The following is a 22178-nucleotide window of genomic DNA, read 5'->3' on the forward strand; positions in this document are numbered from 1 at the left end:
ACCACCTCTTACGGTCGCAACGCGTCGAATATCAGGTTAACGCTGCCAAAATAGTCGCCCGGCACGTAGCCGTCCTCCGGCTCGACGGCAGCAATGTCCAACAGCACTCGCTTGCCGACCCGCGCTTGATCGGCGGGCACCACCAGGGTGTCCGTCAGGTCCAGCGCCTGGCCGTTGAAGGACACGTTCAACAGGATCAGGCGCCGGCCGTTGGACAGCACCGGCAGATCGCCCAGGCGCGCGACAACCCCGCCGGCGCTGTTTTTCACGTCGAAGTGTTCGCGCAACGGCTTGAGCGTGCGGGTCACCAGGTTCCACGCCATTTCTTGCTCACGCTCCAAAAACACCGGGTTGATCGGCAGCACATAAAAGTCGGCGGTGGGAATGGTGACGGAGACCTCGAACACCTGCTCTTCACGGATCGCGTGGGCCTGGGTACTGAGCAACGTGACAACCACCAGTAACAGTGCTGCCAACACGACTTTGCAGCCTCTGCATGGGCGGTGCCCGTGCCTATGTGCTCTTTCAATGACCATTAGCCTTTGACCTCATATGGTTTTTTCTCGCTGCCCTCGACCAGAGTGAAGCGATACGTACGCCCTGCCTGCTTGGGGAAGCTGAAGGCACGGCCCGGCAGGATGTGGTTCTTGGTGACGGGCAAACATTCCTGGGCACCGTCGCTGGCGCAGTCCTTGAACTGGTCGACCACCACCACGCTGTTGCCATCGTTATGCATCCCGTACTCAGTGGGCTGATCGTCGATACGGGTGGCAAAGCGCGTGACCTTGGGCCGCACGAAAAACACTGTGCCAAACCCCGCCAGTACCGTGACGCCGGCCGAGAGGTTGGTTTTATAGGCCTCGCGCTCGTCGCTGGAGACGGCAAAATCGTCCTCCGGCTCCGGCATCACCGGCACAAAACGCAGGCGGAAATAGCGCTCTTTGTCACGCTCGCCCAGGTACAGCAAACGTGTGCCTTGCATGCTATCGGCAGGGACGATCAGGCGTGCCGGGGTGGCCATCAAGCCGTCGCGGGCGGTGTTCTCGAGGTTGCTCTTGAGCTCCACTTCCTCAGAGGTGCCGTCGGCGTTGTAGAGGATCTCCATCACCGAGACTTTGATAAATGCCGTGCTGTCACCGCCGTTGAAAACCCGTTTGAGGTAGGTACTTTTATCGCCGTCCAGGTAGTCATAGAACACCCCGACATTGATGTTGGGAGCGGCCGGTGCCGAGATCGGCAACCAGCACAGCGCACACAGCGCCAACAGATGTTTCATCTTCATCAGTCTCATTTAAAGTTCCGAGTCCCAGACCACCGTGACCTGGCCCGAGTAAGTGCTGCCACCGCGCTCGAGCATCTGGTCGGCGTGGTCTTTCTTGACCTCGAAGTGCAACGTGCCGGGCCGCCTGTTGACGTAGAAGCCCGGATTGAACTGCTCGGTACCGGCGCCGCTGAGCAGCAGCGGCTGGCGAATCACGGCGCTGCCGTCGGCCCGGTTCAGGCCATGGGGCAGGCTCACGCTGACGTCCAGCGGCACCTCGTGGCCGTCGGTGGTGTTCTTCAAGGCACAGGTGTCGCCGATAGACCGCTCACAGCTCATCTGCATCTTGAAACGCGACGAGGCAGAAATGCTGAAGGTCTGGTCGCGAAACAGACGCGCAGGTTTGCGGCCCTGATTCAGCCAGGCTTGCCAGCCGCCTTGGGGTACCAGCTCGATACGGTTGCCGTTGGGGGGAACTTCGACTTTGAGGTCATGTTGCACCGCCAGGGTGAAATTCAGAGTCAGCGTAGGGCTGCTGGGCATCATCACGTCGCCCAAATCGAAGTCCTTGCCGGGCCCTACGGTGTATTGATGACTACCGATGTACTCCCCTGAAGACATGCCCAACGGGTTGGGCGTGATGAGTTCATAGGCAAACTCCAGGCTGTTTAAGCGCATGGTGGGAATGTCGAACCTGGCCTGTCTGGCACATAGAGAGCCGACGGGTGTTCGCCAGAAAAACCCATAGGTTATCGTCCCATAAAGGCTCACCCCGGTGCCCAGGCAGGTGCGCGGCGGGTACACCCAACTGGAGCCGGTCCACATTCTCTGATGAGCCTGCAAAGGTGTCACGCCCCCTCCGACCAGGCTAATCAGGTTGGGAATGGAATATGTCGAACCGACCCCCATGATCCGTACCTTTAACGTCTCGGTCTCCTGAGTCTGCCGATGCACCACGGTCAGATCCTGCCACTCCGTTGGGACCTTAAACATTGCGCCTTGCCGTTGATCCGTATGAAACGCAGAGATTTGCGTCACGGACTCAGCCGAAATAGCAGCCCTGAGGCTGAATATGTTCAAGGACTTACATTGGGCAGGGAATGAAACACAGTAACCAACACTGGGCGTTTTGTTCTCGAACTTATTCAAGTGCGGCTGTGCAGGGTCCGGCCGAAACTCAGCATGAATGCTCATCTCCACAGCGATTGCAGGCATTGCCAGCGACGCCAGTAACACGCTGGCCGCCACCTGCGAGCCACGCCCTAGCCACTTCGCTACATTCATGTTTCTACCACTGACGGCCTCTATCTGACGGCAGCTCATATTTGTGAATCCCAGACCACTGAGACCTGGCCCGTGTAGGTGCTACCGCCTCGACTGAGCATCTGCTCGGCGTAATCTTTCTTGACCTCGAAGTGCAGGGTGCCGGGCCGCCTGTTGACGTAGAAGCCCGGATTGAACTGCTCGGTGCCGGCGCCGCTGAGCAGCAGCGGCTGGCGATTCACCGCGCTGCCGTCTTCACGGTTCAGGCCATGGGGCAGGCTGACGCTGACGTCCAGCGGCACTTCATGACCGTCCGTGGTGTTTTTCAAGGCGCAGGTGTCCCCTACGACCTGATCGCAGGCCATCTGCATCTTGAAGCGCGACGAGGCGGAAATATTGAACGTCTGGTCACGGAACAACCGTGCCGGCTTGCGCCCCTGGTTCACCCAGCCTTGCCAGCCGCCCTGGGGCACCAGTTCGACACGGTTACCGCCCGGGGGGACGTCCACCTGGAGCTGGTGTTGCACTTCCAGGGCGAAATTGAAGGTCAGTTGGTTGTCCGACGGAATCAGCACATCGCCGAAGTCATAGTCTCCCCCAGGCCCCATGGTGTAGGTGAGGCTGCCAGAGTATTCACCGCTGGACATGCCTAGCGGATTGGGGGTTTTAAGCTCATAGGCATACTCGAGTTGGAACAGGCGCAACCTGGGAATATCCAGCGAGGGCTTGCGACCACAGGCGCCTGCTCCTTCAGGGACCAACCAGAAATACGTGGCAGAGGCATTGGTAAACTTAAGGTGACCAGTACTTCGGCACGGGCTCGGAGCGTTTTGCCATTGCGCATGCCATGCGCGTCCAGGTTGCGCCCAAGCCGCCACCCCCGGCGGATTGGCCGCAGTCCAGACGCCACCTAGCCCGGCAATACGCATCTTTACGGTCTCGACTTCCCCGGTTCTGTTATGCGTCACCAGCACATCTCGCCACTCGGATGGCACTTTTACGTAATAGCCCTGGCGGTCATTCTCATGGTTGGCCAGGATCGGCCCGTTGGATAACGCCTCAAAGTTCCACTCCCGCAGGCTGAAGATATTCAACGCCTTGCACTGGTTTGGAATGTGAGACTCGCAAATAGAACTGATAGGCGTTGTATTACGAAACTGGTTCACAAACGGATTGCCGGGGTCCGGCGTAAACACGGCCGTGATGTCCTGGGTCAGCGCCACCGCCGTCGAACTGAACAACAACGTAGCGCCTACTCCTCCCAACTGGCAGATCAAAGTTCTGATGCGTTTCATGGTGGTCGGTAATCTCGTCATGCCACTCAACCTGCGGTCTGCTGGGTAAAGGTGGAGTCGGCCAGGGTGTCCGGCGTGCAGCGCAAATCCCCAATCATCAGCACGTCGTTTTCACTGTGCGCATTGGCGGTATCCAGGCGGAACTGGCACAGCAGCTGGTTGTTACGCCGCACTTCGAGGGTCGGCGAGCTGGCGTTCATTTCCAGGGAGAAAAACCCATCGACCTCGCTCACCCCACGGCTGGCGTGGTTGAGAATGTGGTGGCCCTTGAGCGGTTTGCCCTGGGGGTCCACCAGGCGCCCGAGCACGGTGACGGTGCGCATCACGCTGATCTTGCGATAGTCCACGCCGCCCTTGTTCAGGTGGTAGGCCGTGCGCGGTGGCTGGATATTGGCCGCAGGTGCGTGGTTGCCGTCGAAGTCGAAGCTGACCGAGCTGCCCTTGTAGGCGGCGATTGGGATGAAGTTGCGCCCAGGTCGCAAGATGGTGCTGCCGCCACTCAAGTCATCGGCCCGCAGGACGATGTCGTCCACATCGCTTTCAACGTCGACAATCATCCCCGAACCGCTGCCGGCATACTGGCTGGTGAGCACCATCCGCTGCCCGCCGACGGCAAAGGTGCTGTCCAGGTTGAGGCCACCGGTCAGGTCGTTATTGAACGATGAGCGCTGCACAAAACCGTCACCATTGACCGCATCGGTCTGGAAGCTGGCCATGCCGGACAGCCCGACGCCGTAGGTGTCAACCAGGGCGGTGGCCGAAACACTTTGCAGAACATGATCCTGCAGGTCGCGGCGATAGCTCAGCGAGCCGTTGTTGTCGCGGCCACCGTCACGGGAGGTGCGTGTACCGATGCTGGCCGACCATTGTTCGCCCGGGCTGCCAAGGGCCAGGCTGACGCTCAGGTCGACCCCGCGATTGCGCTTGTCGCCGGTGCTGGAGCTGGCAGGACGGTCGAACAACGACAGTCGCCAGTTGGCGTCATTGCCAAACAGGTGAGCCCGTTCGGTCCAGCCCAGATCCAGCCCCAGACCTTGAACGTTGCCTTCGCTATAAGCCAACCGGGCGTTGATGGAACGCAGGTTACTCAGGCGATGGTTCACTGACAGCGACGACTGGCTGGTCTGGCCGACAAAGATATCGCGCTGGCGAATGCGGGTGCCGTCGGGCAGGGTTTCGTAGGTGTTGCGGTTGTCCAGCCAACTGCGGGTGTGGTTGAGCACCACACTGCCCAGCCCGTAGTTGTAGAGGCTGTTGAAGTCGACGCCGGTGCCGTAATTATCGGTCTGGTAGATGTTGGCATAGAGACTGGCGTTATTGGCCAGGGACCAGTCGACGGACGTGCCGTACTGCATGTTGTCCTTGACCTGGCGCCCGGACAACCCCAGTACCACTCGAGGGTGAGCCAGATAGTTGAGGGAGGCACCGGCGGTCAGGTCGCCACTGGGTTGCTCGTCCCAGTTGCTGAGCAGTTTGCTTTCTTGCCCGGCAAAGACGTTGTAGCGCCAGCGGTTGTCGAGGTTGCGCCAGTTATTGGGCTTGTACACCAACTCCTGGGTGGTGCTGGTGATCTGCCCGTCTTCCACCAGGCGCACTTCCACCTCGTAGATGCCGCCGGGCAAGGGCCGTGTGTCCAGGCTCTGCAAGCCCGTGGTAACGGCCTGGGTGTTGATCAACAGCCCGTTGCGGTAAATCTCGACCGAGGCCTGGCGATTGGCCGTGACGTAAATGGGGTAGATGCTCGGCTTGGGATTGCTGATCATTAGGCTGTCGGAGCTGCCGTACATCACGCCCACGGCGGTGTCGGGGCTCGCGCCGAACGTACGCAGTTGCCGGGTCAGGCCTTCGGCGTTAGGCGTGAAGTAACCCAGGCGCAGGAACTCACCGTGCATTTCACGCTGGGAGTACAACGAGTACACGGCGTGGTTGAGGGCATCGTCATCCGGGCCGCCCAAGCGCGAGAACTGCATGTTCAGCACCTGGTTCCAATTGCCCAGGCTGCCGCTGGCATCCAGCCCCAGGCGTCCGCCCAGGTCCTGGCCCTGGCCGCCACTGATATTCAGCTGGTTACGCACGATCAGGCCCGTGCTGCCGCCCGTGGGCAGGGAGTAGTACTTCGATTCTTGCCCTTCACGCTCGGCATTCTCGGTGAGCAATGTGAGCAGGGACTTTTCCAGGTTGTAGTGCACCGCCAGCAACTGATCCGGGCAGCCACTTTCGCAGGCCCCCAACGGCACACCCTGCTTGAGGTAGTCACCCCAGCGGTCGCGCTCGACATCCTTGATCACACTGCCTTCATGGTCAGTGAAATCCAGCAGGGTCAGGCGGTCGTCGCGGGTGAGGACAATCATCGCCTCAGAGACGAACTCCTCATCCAGTTCGACCCGTACCGCCAACGGCACATCAAAAAAATGCTCCTCGAAGTCAGCCGGTAAACCCTTGGCCTGGGACAGCAAACTTCTTGGGGTTGTGCCAGTTGCCGCGTCAGCTGCAAACGCCCCCGTACAAAACAACAAGGCGAGCGCTGCCGCGATGAAAATCATCGGGAACATGAACGGATACTCTGATTACGCACAGGGAATACTTGAATACCGATCAACCGACAGCGACTGCCTGTCGATCGGTAGGGCTAAGCAATAAGCCGATGCTTACTGATCAACAGGTCGCCTTTACGGCGCAACGCGTGGCTCGTGATCGAACACCACGGTGTAGTTGGTGGTGAACAGGCCTGCGTCGGTGTCGGCTGGCTTGGCGGCCACAACCACCATGTCGGCCTGGGTGCCCGGGGTGGAGCTGGCGTCATCCACGACTTCCAGTGGCGAACCGGTCAGGGTCACGCCGTTGAAGGAGGTGGTCAGGGGGATGGAGGACGTGCCGTTGCTCAGGGATGCCGGGCCGCCTTCGATGTAGGCCTTGATCGAACCGTCAGTATTTTTTACCGCGTAGGTGGCACGGATCTGGCTCAATTGGCCAGTGACGGTGTTGTAGGACATGGTTTCATCCTTACCGAAATCCGGATCCAACGGCTGGGCGTGGAACTGTTTGGTAGGAATGGTTGCCTTGATGTTGATGACGCTGGTGGCTTCACCGGCAGCAAATACGCTGGAAGAGCCGATAGCCAACAAGACCAATGGCAGGACGAAAGCAGTTTTTTTCAGCATCGTTAAATACCTGTTGTCACTTTAAGTAAGTTAAAGATTCGACTCGATCGAAACTTCATGACGCGCCACAAGCCCAACTCCAAGTTGAGTCCTAAGACGCAAGTAAATTATCTGCCGATTCCAACTTCAGGTAAGCCAGCCATTTCCGTGTAGCGCGTAGTTATCAAACCCTCTATGCAGGCAGAAAAAATCCTGAAAACTCAATAAGTCACGTATTACCTGTCATCCCGGTAATACATGCAACATTAGTTCGGCTTACCTATATAAGACATCGTTCCGTAAGAAATGGAGTACACGAATAGCTATAGCTAAGCAGAACTTACTTTAGAGCAAAAACTCCACAACTCTATTTAGACCGACCATTTATAAATCAGCCTGTGGCGCCGGTGATAGCACCCGGGGTTGGCGCCCTACCGTTCGTCAGAAGGCATTGCTCGAGCCATAAGATATATCTTACGTTATGTCTTAGACACCCACAGAGAGCGTGACAATGAGAGACCATCATTCCCACCGTGAACCCGGTGACGGCCGCGACGGCTTCGAGAAACGCCCAGGCCGCGAGCGCGGTGGCCGGGGGCCCCGAGTCTTTGCCCCGGGCGATCTGAAAATCCTCCTGCCGGCGCTGATCGCCGAACAGCCGTGCCATGGCTACGACCTGATCCGCCAGATCGAAGGGTTGTTCGACGGCGCCTATAGCCCCAGCCCCGGGGTGATCTACCCCACCCTGACCTTCCTCGAAGAAAGCGAGTTGATCAGTGGCGACGCCGAGGGCGGGAAAAAACGCTACACAATCACCGACGCCGGACGTCTCTTCTTGAGTGAACAGAAAATTGCCCTGGACGGTGTGCGCATGCGCATCGACGTCAGCAAGCGTTCACTGCGCGGCCACGACCGGCCACCCGAGATCCACGAGGCGGTGCACAACCTGCGCCATGCCTTGCAACTGCACCACGGGCGCTGGAGCCCGGAAGAAATCACGCGTGTTGCGGGGCTGCTCAACAGCACCGCCCAAGCCATTGTGGATGGCCCGGCCGTCCAACCTGTACAGGGGAAAAGTGAATGAACAAGCCCGTCATCCACCGCGTCACCCACGAGATCAAACGCCGCTGCCTGCAGGTATTGCGGGTGGTCGATATCACCCCGCGCATGCGCCGCATCACCCTGGGTGGCGAGCAACTGGCCGGGTTTATCAGCCTGGGCAGCGATGACCATATCAAGCTGCTGTTCCCGCAGAACGCCGCCGAACTGGCCGCACTGCAGAGCCCGAGCTTCACCATCAAGGGCGAGGGCCCACAACCGGCGATGCGCGACTACACACCACGGCGTTTCGACCTGGCCCTCGGGGAGTTGGATATCGACTTTGTGCTGCACGGCGACGGCCCGGCGTCGACCTGGGCCGAGCAGGCTGCCGTCGGCCAACACCTGTACATCGGCGGGCCACGGGGCTCGATGATCGTGCCGGATATCTTCGACAGCTACCTGCTGATCGGCGACGAAACCGCAATCCCGGCCATTGCCCGGCGCCTGGAAGAACTGCCGGCGGGGCGCAAGGTGCTGGCGGTGATTGAAATTGCCGATGAGCACGAAAAGCAGGCGCTCGACAGTGCGGCGGATGTGGAAGTGATCTGGGTGATGCGCGGGGTCGATGATCTGCTGGCCACGGTGGAGCACCTGCAGCCACCGGCCGGGGCGCTGTATGCCTGGGTGGCTACCGAGACCAAGCTGTCACGCCAGGTTCGGCGGGTGCTGCTGGATAAGCACCAGCTCAACGACGAGTTCGTCAAGGCCGTGGGCTACTGGCGAGCCCAGGGCAGCGACGAAGAATAGGGCTCACTCGGTCAAAATGTGGGAGCGGGCTTGCCCGCGATTGCGCTGTATCAGTCGGCACATTTGCTACTGATCCACTGCAATCGCGGGCAAGCCCGCTCCCACATTAGTCCTTCGTTACCTTGGGGATCTTGTCCAGCCCCACTATCGCCAACGCCACCGCCACAAACCCCAGCAATATCCCCCCCGCATTCATAAACACCTGTGGATATCCCAAGGTGTCGACATCAATAAACGGGTACTGATACTGCCCCAGCATATGCCCGCGCAGCAGCACGTACACGAAATACAGCAACGGGTAGATCGCCCAATAGCCGATGTGCCTGAGGCACAACGTCCCCTTGGGCACACACCGCCACCAATACCCCAGGAACAGCAGCGGCATCACATCGTGGAGCAATTCGTCCGCGATAAACTGCCAGCCCTCGGGGCTCCACAAATGCCGCAGCAGCAGGCTATACGCCAGGCCCACCACGACGATACTCACCGCTATCCCGCTGCTGACCGCAGGCTGCAGGAAAAAGCGGCGCCCGGCTGAAGGGCGATTCACCAGTGCATAACTGAGCACCACCGCCGCCAGGGTGTTGGTCAGCACCGTGAAGAAGCTGAAGAAACTCACCAATCCACCCAACAGGCTGGCATCGGCCATCCAGCGTGAGTAGAGGACCAGGTACTGCTGGATCGCCAGGCCCGCCCAGCCGGCCAGCGCCGCTGACGCGATAAAGCGCTTCATGGGATCAGTCCAGCGGGCGTTTGGTGCGCATCAGCTTGACGTACAGGCCTTCGACTTTCTCCCGCGCCCACGGGGTCTTGCGCAAGAAGGTGAGGCTGGACTTGATGCTCGGGTCGTTCTTGAAGCAGCGGATATCAATGCGCTCGGCCAGGCCTTCCCATTCGTAATGCGCCACCAGTGCAGTGAGCACCTGTTCCAGGGTAACGCCGTGCAGGGGGTTGTTATTCGATGCGGTCATGCCGGGCCTTTGCCAAGTAAATAAAGAGGAAGCCGCGCACCTTAGCCGAGAGGCCAGGCAGGCGGAAGCACCGTGTTCACTATAGCCGTTGAAAAAGTTCCGCTTCCCGGACGAAAAAGAGATGTTATATTGTAACCATTCATATCAAACCTTCTCTGCTTTGCCAAGGAACCCCCGATGTCCCTCTCCCCTCTCTGGCGCCTGACGCCGCTGGCCGCCGCCCTGCTGATCGGCACCCAGGCCCACGCCCTGGAACTGCAACCCCAAATCATCACCGGCAACCCGCTGGGCAGCCAACAACTGGCCTCGCCCACCACGGTGCTGGAAGGCGATGACCTGACCCTGCAACAAAAAGGCAGCCTTGGCGAAACCCTGAACAAGCAGCCGGGGGTGTCGTCGTCGTACTTTGGCCCTGGCGCCAGCCGCCCGATCATCCGTGGCCAGGATGGCGACCGCATCCGCATCCTGCGCAACGGCGTCGGCGCGCTGGATGCCTCGTCGTTGTCTTATGACCATGCGGTACCGCTGGACCCGGTCAATGTCGAGCGCATTGAGATCGTCCGTGGCCCGGCCGCCCTGCTCTACGGCGGCAGCGCCATCGGTGGCGTGGTCAATACCTTCGACAACCGCATCCCCACCGAAGCCATCGAAGGCATCCATGGCGCGGGCGAGTTGCGCTACGGCGGCGCCGACACCACCCGCAGCAGCGCCGGTAAGCTGGAAGCCGGCAACGGCAGCTTCGCCCTGCACCTGGATGCCAGCGCACGGCAATTCAACGACCTGAAAATCCCCGGTTACGCCCGCAGCCGCCATGCCCCGCAAAGTGAAAACGGCCCCGGCAAAAACGGCCGCCTGGGCAACAGCGATGGGCGTCAGGACAGTGGCGCAGTGGGCGGTTCCTACACTTGGGACGACGGTTACGCCGGGCTGTCCTACAGCAACTCCGACAGCAACTACGGCTCGCCCGCCGAACAGGATGTGCGCATCCGCATGCAGCAAGAGCATTACGCCTTTGCGTCCGAAATCCGCAACCTGCAAGGGCCGTTTACCTCGGTCAAACTCGACGCTGGCTACACCGATTACGAACACCGGGAAATCGAAGGCGGCGAAACCGGTACCACCTTTAAGAACAAGGGCTATGAGGCGCGCATCGAAGCACGGCACCAGCCGATGGGGCCTTTCGACGGCATCGTCGGTGCCCAGGTCAGCCGTAGCGAATTTTCCGCCCTGGGCGAGGAAGCCTTCGTACCGCAGACCGAGACCAATGCCGGCGCGCTGTTTATCCTCGAAGAAATGCAGGCCACCGAGCGCCTGAAACTGAGCCTGGGTGGGCGCCTGGAACACACCACTGTCGACCCGGACGGCAAGGGCAACGAGCGCTTTGCCAATGCCAACACCTCCAGCAGCTTCACCGCTGGCAGCCTGTCATCGGGCGCGGTGTATACCCTCACGCCCATCTGGTCGCTGGCCGCGACCCTGGGCTACACCGAGCGCGCGCCGACCTTCTACGAGCTGTACGCCAACGGCGCCCACGTCGCCACCGGCACTTATGAAGTGGGCGACGCCAAGTTGTCCAAGGAAAAAGCCGTGGCCAGCGACCTGGCCCTGCGCTTTGACAATGGCACGCACAAGGGCAGTTTTGGCGTGTTCTACAGCCACTTCTCCAACTACATCGGCCTGCTGAACAGCGGTCGCACCTTGAATGACGAAGGCGAAGAAGACGCCGACGGCATCCCGGAATACACCTACTCCGGCGTACGCGCACGTTTCGTTGGCTTCGAAGCCCAGGATCACTGGAAACTTGGCGAAAGCGCCTACGGCAAATTTGCCCTGGAACTGTCGGGCGACTACACCCGCGCCACCAACCTGGAGACCGGCGAAGCCCTGCCCCGTATTGCGCCGCTGCGCCTGAACAGTGGCCTGCTGTGGGAACTGGATCGCTGGCAGGCGCGCATTGATGTCGAGCATGCTGCTGGCCAGGGTCGGGTGCCGAACAACGAAAGCGGGACCGATGGCTACACCACATTGGGCGCCAGCGCCGGCTATCGCTTCAACCTGGGTGGCAGCCAGTGGCTGGCATTTGTTGACGGCGAGAACCTGACCAACCAGACCGTGCGCTATGCCAGCTCGATCCTGCGCGATATCGCACCGGCACCGGGGCGCAGCGTGCAGGTGGGCCTGCGCACGACCTTCTGACAGACAGGGATGTTCAACCTGTGGGAGCTATGTGTTGTCTAGCCAAACTCGTGCTGCAGACAAGCCCCCCTGTGGGAGCGGGCTTGCCCGCGATGGCGGTGGGTCAGCCAGCCTTTCCGGTGCTGACCCAACGCTATCGCAGGCAAGCCAGCTCCCACATCAAGTTGTGTGGTCTAGCCAAACCCGTGCTGTAAACGAGATCCCCTGTGGGAGCGGGCAAGCCAGCTCCCTCACTGCTTTGCGGTCTCTGCGCCGACTGTTACCAAATCCGAAATAATCCATCTTGCGATTAGCCCTTTCTCTCCCCGTGCCGGCGCTTTATCCTTGTCGGCAACAACCTGAAACGTTTCATCTGCCACCCAAAAACCTGATGCGCGCCCGCCCTGCCGGTCGCCGTTTGCGTACTAAAACCAAAAACTATTAAGACCTGCCCTTGCCTATGCCTGCTTTCCCAACACTGCGCCTGTGCGCTGCGCTGCTGCCTTTGTGCCTGATCACCTGTGCCCAGGCCGCCCCTGCCTTTGACCGCGAGTCACCGTGGATGCTGGGTGATTTCGGCGGCTCCCGGACAGCGCTGTCTCAACAAGGCTACGACTTCAAGATCGACTACACCGGCGAGATGGGCAGCAACCTGCATGGCGGCTCGGACCATGACCGCACCGCCCGCTACAGCGACCAATGGGCCTTCGGCAGCCACCTGGACCTGCAGAAGATCCTCGGCTGGCACGACGCCGAGTTCCAACTGACGATCACCGAGCGCAGTGGCAATAACATCAGCAATGACCGCATCAATGACCCACGGGTCGGCGGTTTTACCTCGTCCCAGGAAGTCTGGGGCCGTGGCCAGACCTGGCGCCTGACGCAGATGTGGTACCAGCAGAAATTCTTCGACCAAAAACTGGATATCAAAGCTGGGCGTTTTGGCGAAGGCGAAGACTTCAACAGCTTCCCCTGTGACTTCCAGAACCTGGCGTTCTGCGGCTCCCAGGTGGGCAACTGGGTCGGTGGCATCTGGTACAACTGGCCCGTGAGCCAATGGGCGCTGCGGGTCAAATACCACCTGACGCCCGAGTTGTACGCGCAGGTCGGCGCCTATGAACAGAACCCGTCCAACCTCGATCGCGGCAATGGCTTCAAGCTCAGTGGCAGCGGCACCCAGGGCGCCCTGCTGCCGGTGGAGCTGGTGTGGACGCCAACGTTCCATGGCCTGCCGGGCGAATACCGCGCCGGTTACTACTACAGCAGCGCCAAGGCCAGCGATGTCTACAAGGACCGCCACGACCAGCCCGCCGCCGTCAGTGGCGAGGCCTATCGCAGTGCCTCCAGCAAGCACGGTGTGTGGCTGGGCGTGCAGCAGCAGGTCACCCGCCTCGCCAGCGACAACAGCCGTGGCTTGAGCGTGTTCGCCAACGCGACGATGCACGATAAGAAGACCAACGCTGTGGATAACTATGTGCAGGCCGGGGTGGTCTACAAAGGCCCGTTCGATGCCCGCGCCCAGGACGATATCGGCTTTGCCGTGGCCCGCGTGCACGTCAACCCGGCCTATCGCAAGAACGCCCAGGCCAGCAACCAGGCCCGTGCGGTCTACGACTTCGACGACGCCGCCTACCTGCCGGTGCAAGACACCGAATACAGCGCCGAGCTCTATTACGGCGTGCATGTCAGCAACTGGCTGACGGTGCGCCCGAACCTGCAATACATCCGGCATCCGGGGGCCGTTGCCCAGGTGGATGACGCGCTGGTCGGCGGGATCAAGCTGCAAGCGTCCTTCTGAATCGCAATAAACGCAATGAGACCTGAACCAAGCCCGCGCACAAACGTCATCTACAGTGAACAAGCGCGGGACTACTTTAAACGTCACGGAGAATCACACTATGAGCACTGATGGTGCTTCAAGCCCAAGCCGCCTGCTGCCCAGGCTGCTGGGGATCTTGCTGCTGATCATGGGCCTGGCCTTGTTGGCCGGGGGCATCAAGCTGAGCATGCTCGGCGGGTCGCTGTACTACCTGCTGGCCGGTATCGGCATCACTCTGACCGGCGTCCTGCTGCTGGCTACGCGCCGCGCGGCGCTGGGCCTGTACGCTGTGGTGCTGTTCGCCAGTACAGTGTGGGCTCTGTGGGAAGTCGGCCTGGACTGGTGGCAACTGGTGCCGCGCCTGGCCCTGTTGTTCGGCCTGGGCATCGTCATGCTGCTGCCGTGGTTCCGCCGTCCCCTGCTGCGCGGCCAACCCGCCCCGCTGGGCACCGGCGCGCTGAGCGTAGCCGTGGTGCTGGCCGGCGCAACCGCCGTGGCCAGCCAGTTCACCAACCCCGGTGAAATCAAGGGCCAACTGGACCGCGACGCGGTACCGGGCATGACCAACGCCGCGCCGGCCCAGGCCGATGGCGACTGGAATTCCTATGGCCGTTCGGGTTTCGGTGATCGTTACTCGCCGCTGGCGCAGATCACCCCGGAAAACGCCCACAAGCTGGTACCGGCCTGGACTTATCGCACCGGCGACCTGCCTGGCCCGGGCGACCCCGGTGAAACCACCGCGGAAAACACCCCGCTGAAAGTCAACGGCATGCTCTACGTGTGCACACCGCACAGCCAGGTGATTGCCCTTGATCCGGACACCGGCAAGGAAATCTGGCGTTTCGACCCTAAGCTCTCGACGCAGAAAGCCGAGAACTTCAAGGGTTGGGCGCATATGACCTGCCGTGGCGTGTCGTATCACGATGACGCGGCCTACGCCGCCACCGAGCAAAGCCCGGCCACCGGCGCCGCCGCGCCAGCCGCCAATGCCTGCCCGCGCCGCATTTTCCTGCCGACCGCCGACACCCGTCTGATCGCACTGAACGCTGACACCGGCAAGATGTGTGAAGACTTCGGCGACAAAGGCCAGGTCGACCTGGGCGCCAACATCGGCACCTTCGCCCCCGGTGGTTACTACTCCACCTCGCCGCCCGCCATCACCAAGAACCTGGTGGTCATTGGCGGTCACGTCACCGATAACGTCTCCACCGACGAACCAAGCGGCGTAATCCGCGCGTTCGACGTGCACACCGGCAAGCTGGTGTGGAACTGGGACAGCGGCAACCCGGACGACACCACGCCGATTGCCGAAGGCAAGACCTACACCCGCAACTCGCCCAACATGTGGTCGATGTTCGCCGTCGATGAAAAACTCGGCATGCTCTACCTGCCGATGGGCAACCAGACCCCGGACCAGTTCGGTGGCTACCGCACCCCGGCTTCCGAGCTGCACGCTGCCGGCCTGACCGCCCTGGATATCGACACCGGTAAAGTGCGCTGGCACTACCAGTTCACCCACCATGACCTGTGGGACATGGACGTGGGCGGCCAGCCAAGCCTGATCGACATCAAGACAGCGGCCGGCGTGAAGCAAGCCGTGATGGCCTCGACCAAGCAAGGCAGCATCTACGTGCTGGACCGTGCAACGGGCGAGCCGGTGGTGCCGATCAACGAAATCCCGGTACCGCAAGGCGCAGTGGCAGGCGATCACACCTCGCCGACCCAGCCCAAGTCCGACCTCAACTTCATGCCACCGCCCCTCAAGGAGCGTGACATGTGGGGCGTGACCCCGTTCGACCAAATGCTCTGCCGGATCGACTTCAAATCCCTGCGCTACGATGGCCCGTTCACCCCGCCATCGCTGCAAGGTTCGATCGTTTACCCCGGCAACTTCGGCGTGTTCGACTGGGGCGGCATCTCGGTTGATCCGGTGCGCCAGATTGCCTTCGTCAACCCAAGCTACATGGCGTTCAAGTCGACCATGATCCCGGCAGAAAAAATCGCCGCCATGGGCCCGCGTGTCAGCGAGACCGAAGGTGTGCAGCCGAACAAAGGCACGCCTTATGGCGTGGTCCTGGAAGCCATGCTCTCGCCAATGGGCCTGCCATGCCAGGCACCGGCCTGGGGTTATGTGGCCGCCGTGGACTTGACCAACAACAAGACCATCTGGATGCACAAGAACGGCACCGTGCGTGACAGCTCGCCAGTGCCCATCCCCCTGAGCATGGGTGTGCCAAGCCTGGGCGGGACCTTCACCACCGCCGGTGGCGTGTCCTTCCTCAGCGGTACCCTCGACCAGTACCTGCGTGCCTATGACGTGAAAAACGGCAAGCAACTGTGGGAAGGCCGCCTGCCTGCAGGCGCGCAAACCACCCCGATGACCTACACCGGCAAGGACGGCAAGCAGTACGTGCTGGTCGTGGCGGGCGGTCATGGTTCCCTGGGGACCAAGCAGGGTGACTATGTGATGGCGTTCAAGCTGGCGGATTAAGCGACAGCTGCAACAAAAAAACCCCGGAATTCCGGGGTTTTTTATTTGAAATACAACTCAAATGTGGGAGCTGGCTTGCCTGCGATAGCGGTGGATCCGTTGGCATATGTTGCACTGACCCACCGCTATCGCAGGCAAGCCAGCTCCCACACAAGCCCTCTCCCATATTTTGACCGCGCCGGACCCGTCACACCGTACTGCGATCCCGGCGCATCCACATCTCAAAGGCCATGGCATTCAACGGCCGGCTGATCAGGTAGCCCTGGGCGGTGTCGCAATTCCATTGTTTGAGCAGCCTCAGGCTGGGTTCGAACTCCACCCCTTCGGCCACCACCTTGAGCCCCAGGTTGTGGCTCATCTCGATGGTCGAACGCACGATCACCGCGTCACCGCTGGTACTGTCGAGGTTGCGCACAAAGGACTGGTCGATCTTCAGCTCCTGCACCGGCAGGCGCTGCAACTGGGCCAGGGATGAGTAGCCCGTGCCGAAGTCGTCCACCGACAGGCTGATGCCACAGCCGCGCAGTTGCTCGAGGATGCGCAAGGCCTGTTCCGGGTTGTGCATGATCGCGCTTTCGGTGATCTCGAAAATCAACTGCCCGGCCAATACCCCGTGCAGCTCCAGCAGTTCGGTCACCCGCGGCGCCAGCCCTTCGTCGCCGAGGTCGTCCACCGAAATGTTCAGCGACAGCTGCACCTCCAGCCCGCGCACGCTCCACTCTGCCAACTGACGGATCGCCTCTTCGATCACCCAATGGGTCAGGCTGGCCATGCTGCCGGAGCGTTCGGCCAGGGGGATGAATTCGACGGGGGACACCAGGCCCAGGGTCGGGTGCTGCCAGCGCAACAGTGCCTCGGCCTGGCGCACGTAGCCGTGGCGCAGGTCGAGCTTGGGTTGATAGCACAGGAACAATTCGTCTTCGATGGCGGCGCGGCGCAGGTCGCGGATCAGGCTGATCTGGCGTTGATGGGCAAGGTCGCGGTCTTGTTGATAGATCTGCAGATAGCCGGGCAGCGCGGCCGCATCGTGGCGCGCAATGGCCGCGCGGCTGATCAGTTCTTCGACCTGCTGGCCATCTTCGGGGTAGGCGGCAATGCCCATGCTCACTTCGTGGCGCAGTTCATCGACACCCACCCGCTGCGGTTCGGTCAGCAGGCTGTACAGGCGGTCGGCGCGGGCCACGGCGCTGTCGAGCTTGGTGTTTTCCAACAGCACCAGAAATTCGCTGCCGGTAATGCGCGCCGCCGAATCCCCGGCCGCCAGGCTCGACAGCAGGCAGCGGCTGGCTTCGCGCAACATTTCCTCGACCCCTTGGGGGCCAAAGCCTTCGTTGATCACCCGGTAGTTTTCAATCCCCAGGTACAGCAGCACCACCGGCCGCCGCGCACTGATCGCACTGCCCAGGCGCTCCATGGCCAGGGCGCGGTTGGGCAGGCCGGTCAGCGCATCGTGCAGGGCATTGTGCGCCAGTTGCCGCTCGCGCACGGCGATGCCGCTTTGCATGGCATTGAAGGCGCGGGCCAGCAGGCCGAATTCATCCTTGCCGCGCACCGCCACTGGCGTGCGGTAATCCCCGCCACCAATGCGCTCGGCTGCCTGCACCAGGGCATCGAGCGGGCGCGACACGCGGCGCGCCATCAACAGCGCGCCCACCAGTGAGACCAGCAGGGCCGCGAGGGCGATGCCGAGAAATTGCCGGTCCAGCGGCGCAAAGGATTGCAGGGCCTGGTCCAGCGGGCTTTGCAGCAAGGCCATGACTTGCCCGCCATCGCCGGTGTTGGCCAGGGGCAGCACCTGGCTGAGAAAACGCTGGCCGTGAAACTCGCTTATTTGTGCCAGCGCCCTGGGGTGCGAAGCCTGTAGCGCCTCGATAATGGCCGGGCGATCGGTCACGGGCTGGGTGCTGAACAAGGCGCCCGGCTGGCCCTTGTCCACGCTCATGAACGACACCTCCAGGTTGCTCAGGGAGCGCAACTCGGCGGCAAACACCTCATCCATGGAAAAGCCCATGACCACCCGCGCAATGGGCAGCGGGTCCAGCACATCTTCCTGGACCAGCAAAAACGGCCGGCCGGCCAGGGAGACAACGAGCATATGCAGGGAATTGCGCCGAGCCTGACGCAGCGCCTCGGCGTAGGGAAAGACTTGCTGCGCCGGCACGCCAGCCAGGGTGCTGACGATGACCTGCCCATCCAGCCCCAGCACAAACACCTCGCTGGAACGGATGCCGCTGCCCTGCCGGTGCAGGGCCGCAAGGATCGCCGCCGGCTGGCCCTCAGCGACGGCACGGCGCAACTGTTCGTCCACCGTCAGCCAGTCGAGGCCGTATTGCAGGCGCCGCCCGCGCAGGTCCAGCAGGCGCTCGAACACTCGGCTGCCGGTCTCCAGTTGCACCAGGGCCTGATTTTCCACGGCCCGGGTAGTGGCCACTTTCACGGCAAAATACACCGCGCCCACCACGACCAGCAGCAGCAACGCCAACACCCCGGCCAGCCGCGCCTGGAAGGCGTGGCGCCATTTCATCCGCTTGCCTCCTGGCAGCGTGCCCACGCCCCAGCTCAAGCGCCCTTTTGTCATACGCTTCCCTCGCGACTGGCGGCCCGGTGTCAAATAAATGCCCGTCGATGCCGAACATTTGGAAAACCCAGATTAGTCTTCGCCGAGCAGAAGTAAACCTAATAAATACGGGAGGTTGGCTGACATTATTTTGACGACAGATCACCGTCTAAACGGCGCACGCAGGCATAAAATCGCCCCTGATTTGCTGAAGGTTTCTGGGTGCCGCACAAACAGCCAGTGCCACAGGGGTCTTCGAAAATGTCATGCAATTTGTTGCTAACCACGCCGGGCCATTGAAACCACCGCTCACCTGCCCCATCTAACCTCCATACTTCACTGTGCAGGTGCCCCATGAGCGACCAGCAAGAATTCCCCGATATCGACCTCAACGACTACGCCGACCCCGAAAACGCTGAAACTCCGTCGTCCAACACCGGCCTGGCCCTGCCTGGGCAAAATCTGCCGGACAAGGTCTATATCATCCCGATCCACAACCGGCCGTTCTTCCCGGCGCAAGTGTTGCCGGTGATCGTCAATGAAGAGCCCTGGGCCGAGACCCTGGAGCTGGTGAGCAAATCCGACCACCACTCCCTGGCGCTGTTTTTCATGGACACGCCGCCCGAAGACCCGCGGCATTTCGATACCTCTGCCCTGCCGTTGTACGGCACCCTGGTCAAGGTGCATCACGCCAGCCGCGAAAACGGCAAGCTGCAGTTCGTTGCCCAGGGCCTGACCCGCGTGCGCATCAAGACCTGGCTCAAGCACCACCGCCCACCGTATCTGGTGGAGGTCGAATACCCGCACCAGCCCAGCGAGCCGACCGATGAGGTCAAGGCCTACGGCATGGCCCTGATCAATGCGATCAAGGAACTGCTGCCGCTCAACCCGCTGTACAGCGAAGAGCTGAAGAACTACCTCAACCGCTTCAGCCCCAACGACCCGTCGCCCCTGACCGACTTCGCCGCCGCGCTGACCTCGGCCACCGGTAACGAGTTGCAGGAAGTGCTGGACTGCGTGCCAATGCTCAAGCGCATGGAAAAAGTGTTGCCGATGCTGCGCAAAGAGGTGGAAGTCGCGCGCCTGCAAAAGGAAATCTCCGCCGAGGTGAACCGCAAGATCGGCGAGCACCAGCGCGAGTTTTTCCTCAAGGAACAACTCAAGGTGATCCAGCAGGAGCTGGGGCTGACCAAGGACGATCGCAGCGCCGACGTCGAACAGTTCGAGCAGCGCCTGGAAGGCAAGGTGCTGCCGGCCCAGGCGCAGAAACGCATTGATGAAGAGCTGAACAAGCTGTCGATCCTCGAAACCGGCTCGCCGGAATACGCGGTCACGCGTAACTACCTGGACTGGGCGACCTCGGTGCCGTGGGGCGTGTATGGCGAGGACAAACTCGACCTCAAACACGCCCGCAAAGTCCTGGATAAACACCATGCGGGGCTGGACGACATCAAGAGTCGCATCCTCGAGTTCCTCGCGGTCGGCGCCTATAAAGGCGAAGTCGCCGGCTCCATCGTGCTGTTGGTAGGCCCGCCGGGTGTGGGCAAGACCAGCGTCGGCAAATCCATCGCCGAGTCTCTGGGGCGGCCGTTCTACCGTTTCAGCGTCGGCGGCATGCGCGACGAGGCCGAAATCAAGGGCCATCGCCGCACCTACATCGGCGCCCTGCCGGGCAAGCTGGTGCAGGCGCTCAAGGATGTGGAGGTGATGAACCCGGTGATCATGCTCGACGAGATCGACAAGATGGGCCAGAGCTACCAGGGCGACCCGGCGTCGGCCCTGCTGGAGACCCTCGACCCGGAACAGAACGTCGAATTCCTCGATCACTACCTGGACCTGCGCCTGGACCTGTCCAAAGTGCTGTTCGTGTGCACCGCCAACACCCTGGACTCAATCCCCGGCCCGTTGCTGGACCGTATGGAAGTGATTCGCCTGTCGGGCTATATCACCGAAGAAAAAGTCGCCATTGCCAAGCGTCACCTGTGGCCAAAGCAGTTGGAAAAAGCCGGCGTGGCCAAGAACAGCCTGAGCATCACCGATGGCGCCCTGCGCGCGCTGATCGACGGCTATGCCCGTGAAGCCGGGGTGCGCCAGTTGGAGAAGCAACTGGGCAAGCTGGTGCGCAAGGCGGTGGTCAAGCTGCTGGATGAGCCGGACTCGGTGATCAAGATCGGCAACAAGGACCTGGAAAGCTCCCTGGGCATGCCGGTGTTCCGCAACGAGCAGGTACTGTCGGGCACGGGTGTCATCACCGGCCTGGCCTGGACCAGCATGGGCGGCGCGACCTTGCCGATCGAGGCGACGCGTATCCACACGCTCAATCGTGGGTTCAAGCTCACCGGGCAGTTGGGTGAAGTGATGAAGGAGTCCGCCGAAATCGCCTATAGCTACATCAGCTCCAACCTGAAGTCGTTTGGCGGTGATCCGAAATTCTTCGACGAAGCCTTCGTGCACCTGCACGTGCCGGAAGGCGCCACGCCCAAGGACGGCCCGAGTGCCGGGGTGACCATGGCCAGTGCATTGCTGTCGCTGGCGCGCAACCAGCCGCCGAAAAAAGGCGTGGCCATGACCGGCGAACTGACCCTGACCGGGCACGTACTGCCGATTGGTGGCGTGCGCGAGAAGGTGATTGCGGCGCGGCGCCAGAAGATCCATGAACTGATCCTGCCGGAGCCCAACCGGGGCAGCTTTGAAGAATTGCCGGAGTACCTCAAGGAAGGCATGACGGTGCACTTTGCCAAGCGCTTTGCGGATGTGGCGAAGGTGTTGTTCTGATAGATCTGTAGCGTTGGCACTGGCCTCATCGCGGGCAAGCCCGCTCCCACATTTTGATATGTGAACACATTCAAGTGTGGGAGCGGGCTTGCCCGCGATGGCGTCAGCCGCCTCAACACAAAACCCTGCTGTAACACCTTGTCTCATCTTCGGTTATGCTCGCCCTTCGTCGCCAATAAACGGAGCCTTCATGACCGCTGCCCGCCTGCTTCTTCCGCTAAGCCTCGCCCTGCTCGCGGCTTGCGCCAGTGCACCGAAGCAAAACGTCACCGTCGAAAAACAGAGCGCCTGCCCGCTCAAGCTCAAGGCCGGGCAAAACCTGACCCTGACCTTGCCGAGCAACCCCACCACCGGTTATCGCTGGGCGATCCAGGATTCGGCCGGCGGCGTGCTGCGCAGCCTCGGCCCCGAGGTCTACAGCAACCCCGAGGACGCCGGCGTAGTGGGTGCCGCCGGGCAATCCACCTGGCGCTTCCAGGCCTTTACCGCAGGCACTGGCCGCCTGCGCCTGACCTCCCAACAACCCTGGGCCCCGGAAGTGAATCCGGTGGACACCTTTGACTGCGCCATTACGGTGAACTGA

The 22178-nt window shown here is 61.4% G+C and carries 16 protein-coding genes; 7 read left to right on the top strand and 9 right to left on the bottom strand.

From position 1 onward, the window contains the following. Positions 1 to 8: 8 nt before the first annotated feature. The 6 genes from PSFL_RS23080 to PSFL_RS23105 all read right to left on the bottom strand — a co-directional run bounded on the left by PSFL_RS23080 (position 9) and on the right by PSFL_RS23105 (position 6980). Positions 9 to 479, bottom strand: a complete 471-nt coding sequence (locus PSFL_RS23080) for a CS1 type fimbrial major subunit (protein WP_240435948.1) — start codon at positions 477 to 479, stop codon at positions 9 to 11. A gap of 56 nt (positions 480 to 535) precedes the next feature. Continuing rightward, positions 536 to 1276 (bottom strand): molecular chaperone, encoded by a 741-nt coding sequence (locus tag PSFL_RS23085; RefSeq protein ID WP_397470526.1) that lies wholly within the window; start codon positions 1274 to 1276, stop codon positions 536 to 538. Between the two features lie 15 nt (positions 1277 to 1291). Further along, entirely contained in the window at positions 1292 to 1939 is a 648-nt protein-coding gene (locus tag PSFL_RS23090; protein WP_057438309.1) for a hypothetical protein, read from the bottom strand. Positions 1940 to 2580: 641 nt separating this feature from the next. After that, positions 2581 to 3840: a hypothetical protein gene (locus PSFL_RS23095; protein WP_225923819.1), complete on the bottom strand. Its 1260-nt coding sequence runs from the start codon at positions 3838 to 3840 to the stop codon at positions 2581 to 2583. A gap of 5 nt (positions 3841 to 3845) precedes the next feature. Beyond that, complete coding sequence (locus PSFL_RS23100) at positions 3846 to 6371, bottom strand: CS1-pili formation C-terminal domain-containing protein (RefSeq protein WP_397470520.1); 2526 nt, start codon at positions 6369 to 6371, stop codon at positions 3846 to 3848. A 117-nt stretch (positions 6372 to 6488) separates the two neighbouring features. After that, positions 6489 to 6980, bottom strand: coding sequence for a CS1 type fimbrial major subunit (locus PSFL_RS23105; RefSeq protein ID WP_057438304.1), 492 nt, complete (start codon positions 6978 to 6980; stop codon positions 6489 to 6491). Positions 6981 to 7470: 490 nt separating this feature from the next. On the opposite strand from PSFL_RS23105, the gene PSFL_RS23110 reads away from it, so the two are divergent. Both PSFL_RS23110 and PSFL_RS23115 read left to right on the top strand, forming a co-directional pair. Beyond that, a complete protein-coding gene (locus PSFL_RS23110) occupies positions 7471 to 8043 on the top strand; it encodes a PadR family transcriptional regulator (RefSeq protein WP_057958564.1) in 573 nt (190 codons plus the stop codon). Further along, on the top strand, positions 8040 to 8807 hold the full coding sequence (locus PSFL_RS23115; RefSeq protein ID WP_273872443.1) for a siderophore-interacting protein: 768 nt from the start codon (positions 8040 to 8042) through the stop codon (positions 8805 to 8807). Before PSFL_RS23110 ends, PSFL_RS23115 begins: the two co-directional genes overlap by 4 nt. A 106-nt stretch (positions 8808 to 8913) precedes the next feature. On the opposite strand, the gene PSFL_RS23120 is transcribed toward PSFL_RS23115, so the two are convergent. Continuing rightward, positions 8914 to 9540: a Pr6Pr family membrane protein gene (locus tag PSFL_RS23120; protein ID WP_397470521.1), complete on the bottom strand. Its 627-nt coding sequence runs from the start codon at positions 9538 to 9540 to the stop codon at positions 8914 to 8916. Positions 9541 to 9544: 4 nt separating this feature from the next. Further along, positions 9545 to 9778, bottom strand: a complete 234-nt coding sequence (locus PSFL_RS23125; protein ID WP_057438302.1) for a VF530 family DNA-binding protein — start codon at positions 9776 to 9778, stop codon at positions 9545 to 9547. A gap of 177 nt (positions 9779 to 9955) precedes the next feature. Here PSFL_RS23125 and PSFL_RS23130 point away from each other — a divergent pair, with 177 nt between their 5' ends. The 3 genes from PSFL_RS23130 (at position 9956) to PSFL_RS23140 (ending at position 16263) form a co-directional block, all read left to right on the top strand. Next, complete coding sequence (locus tag PSFL_RS23130; RefSeq protein WP_057438300.1) at positions 9956 to 11974, top strand: TonB-dependent receptor; 2019 nt, start codon at positions 9956 to 9958, stop codon at positions 11972 to 11974. 439 nt (positions 11975 to 12413) lie between these two features. Continuing rightward, a complete protein-coding gene (locus tag PSFL_RS23135) occupies positions 12414 to 13751 on the top strand; it encodes a carbohydrate porin (protein WP_057438298.1) in 1338 nt (445 codons plus the stop codon). Between the two features lie 100 nt (positions 13752 to 13851). Then, positions 13852 to 16263 carry a glucose/quinate/shikimate family membrane-bound PQQ-dependent dehydrogenase gene (locus PSFL_RS23140; RefSeq protein WP_169959719.1) on the top strand — a complete coding sequence of 804 codons (2412 nt, stop codon included), beginning with the start codon at positions 13852 to 13854 and terminating at the stop codon, positions 16261 to 16263. A 187-nt stretch (positions 16264 to 16450) separates the two neighbouring features. Here the strand turns inward: PSFL_RS23140 and PSFL_RS23145 are convergent, their stop codons facing one another. Then, positions 16451 to 18787 carry a bifunctional diguanylate cyclase/phosphodiesterase gene (locus tag PSFL_RS23145; RefSeq protein WP_169959720.1) on the bottom strand — a complete coding sequence of 779 codons (2337 nt, stop codon included), beginning with the start codon at positions 18785 to 18787 and terminating at the stop codon, positions 16451 to 16453. Positions 18788 to 19174: 387 nt separating this feature from the next. On the opposite strand from PSFL_RS23145, the gene lon reads away from it, so the two are divergent. Together lon and PSFL_RS23155 are read left to right on the top strand one after the other, a co-directional pair. Then, positions 19175 to 21595 carry an endopeptidase La gene (lon, locus tag PSFL_RS23150; protein WP_057438296.1) on the top strand — a complete coding sequence of 807 codons (2421 nt, stop codon included), beginning with the start codon at positions 19175 to 19177 and terminating at the stop codon, positions 21593 to 21595. Positions 21596 to 21785: 190 nt separating this feature from the next. Beyond that, positions 21786 to 22178 (top strand): protease inhibitor I42 family protein, encoded by a 393-nt coding sequence (locus PSFL_RS23155; protein ID WP_057438294.1) that lies wholly within the window; start codon positions 21786 to 21788, stop codon positions 22176 to 22178.

Origin of the sequence: Pseudomonas sp. DD1, from assembly GCF_044510355.1 — a bacterium.
GTDB classification, from domain to species: domain Bacteria; phylum Pseudomonadota; class Gammaproteobacteria; order Pseudomonadales; family Pseudomonadaceae; genus Aquipseudomonas; species Aquipseudomonas shahriarae.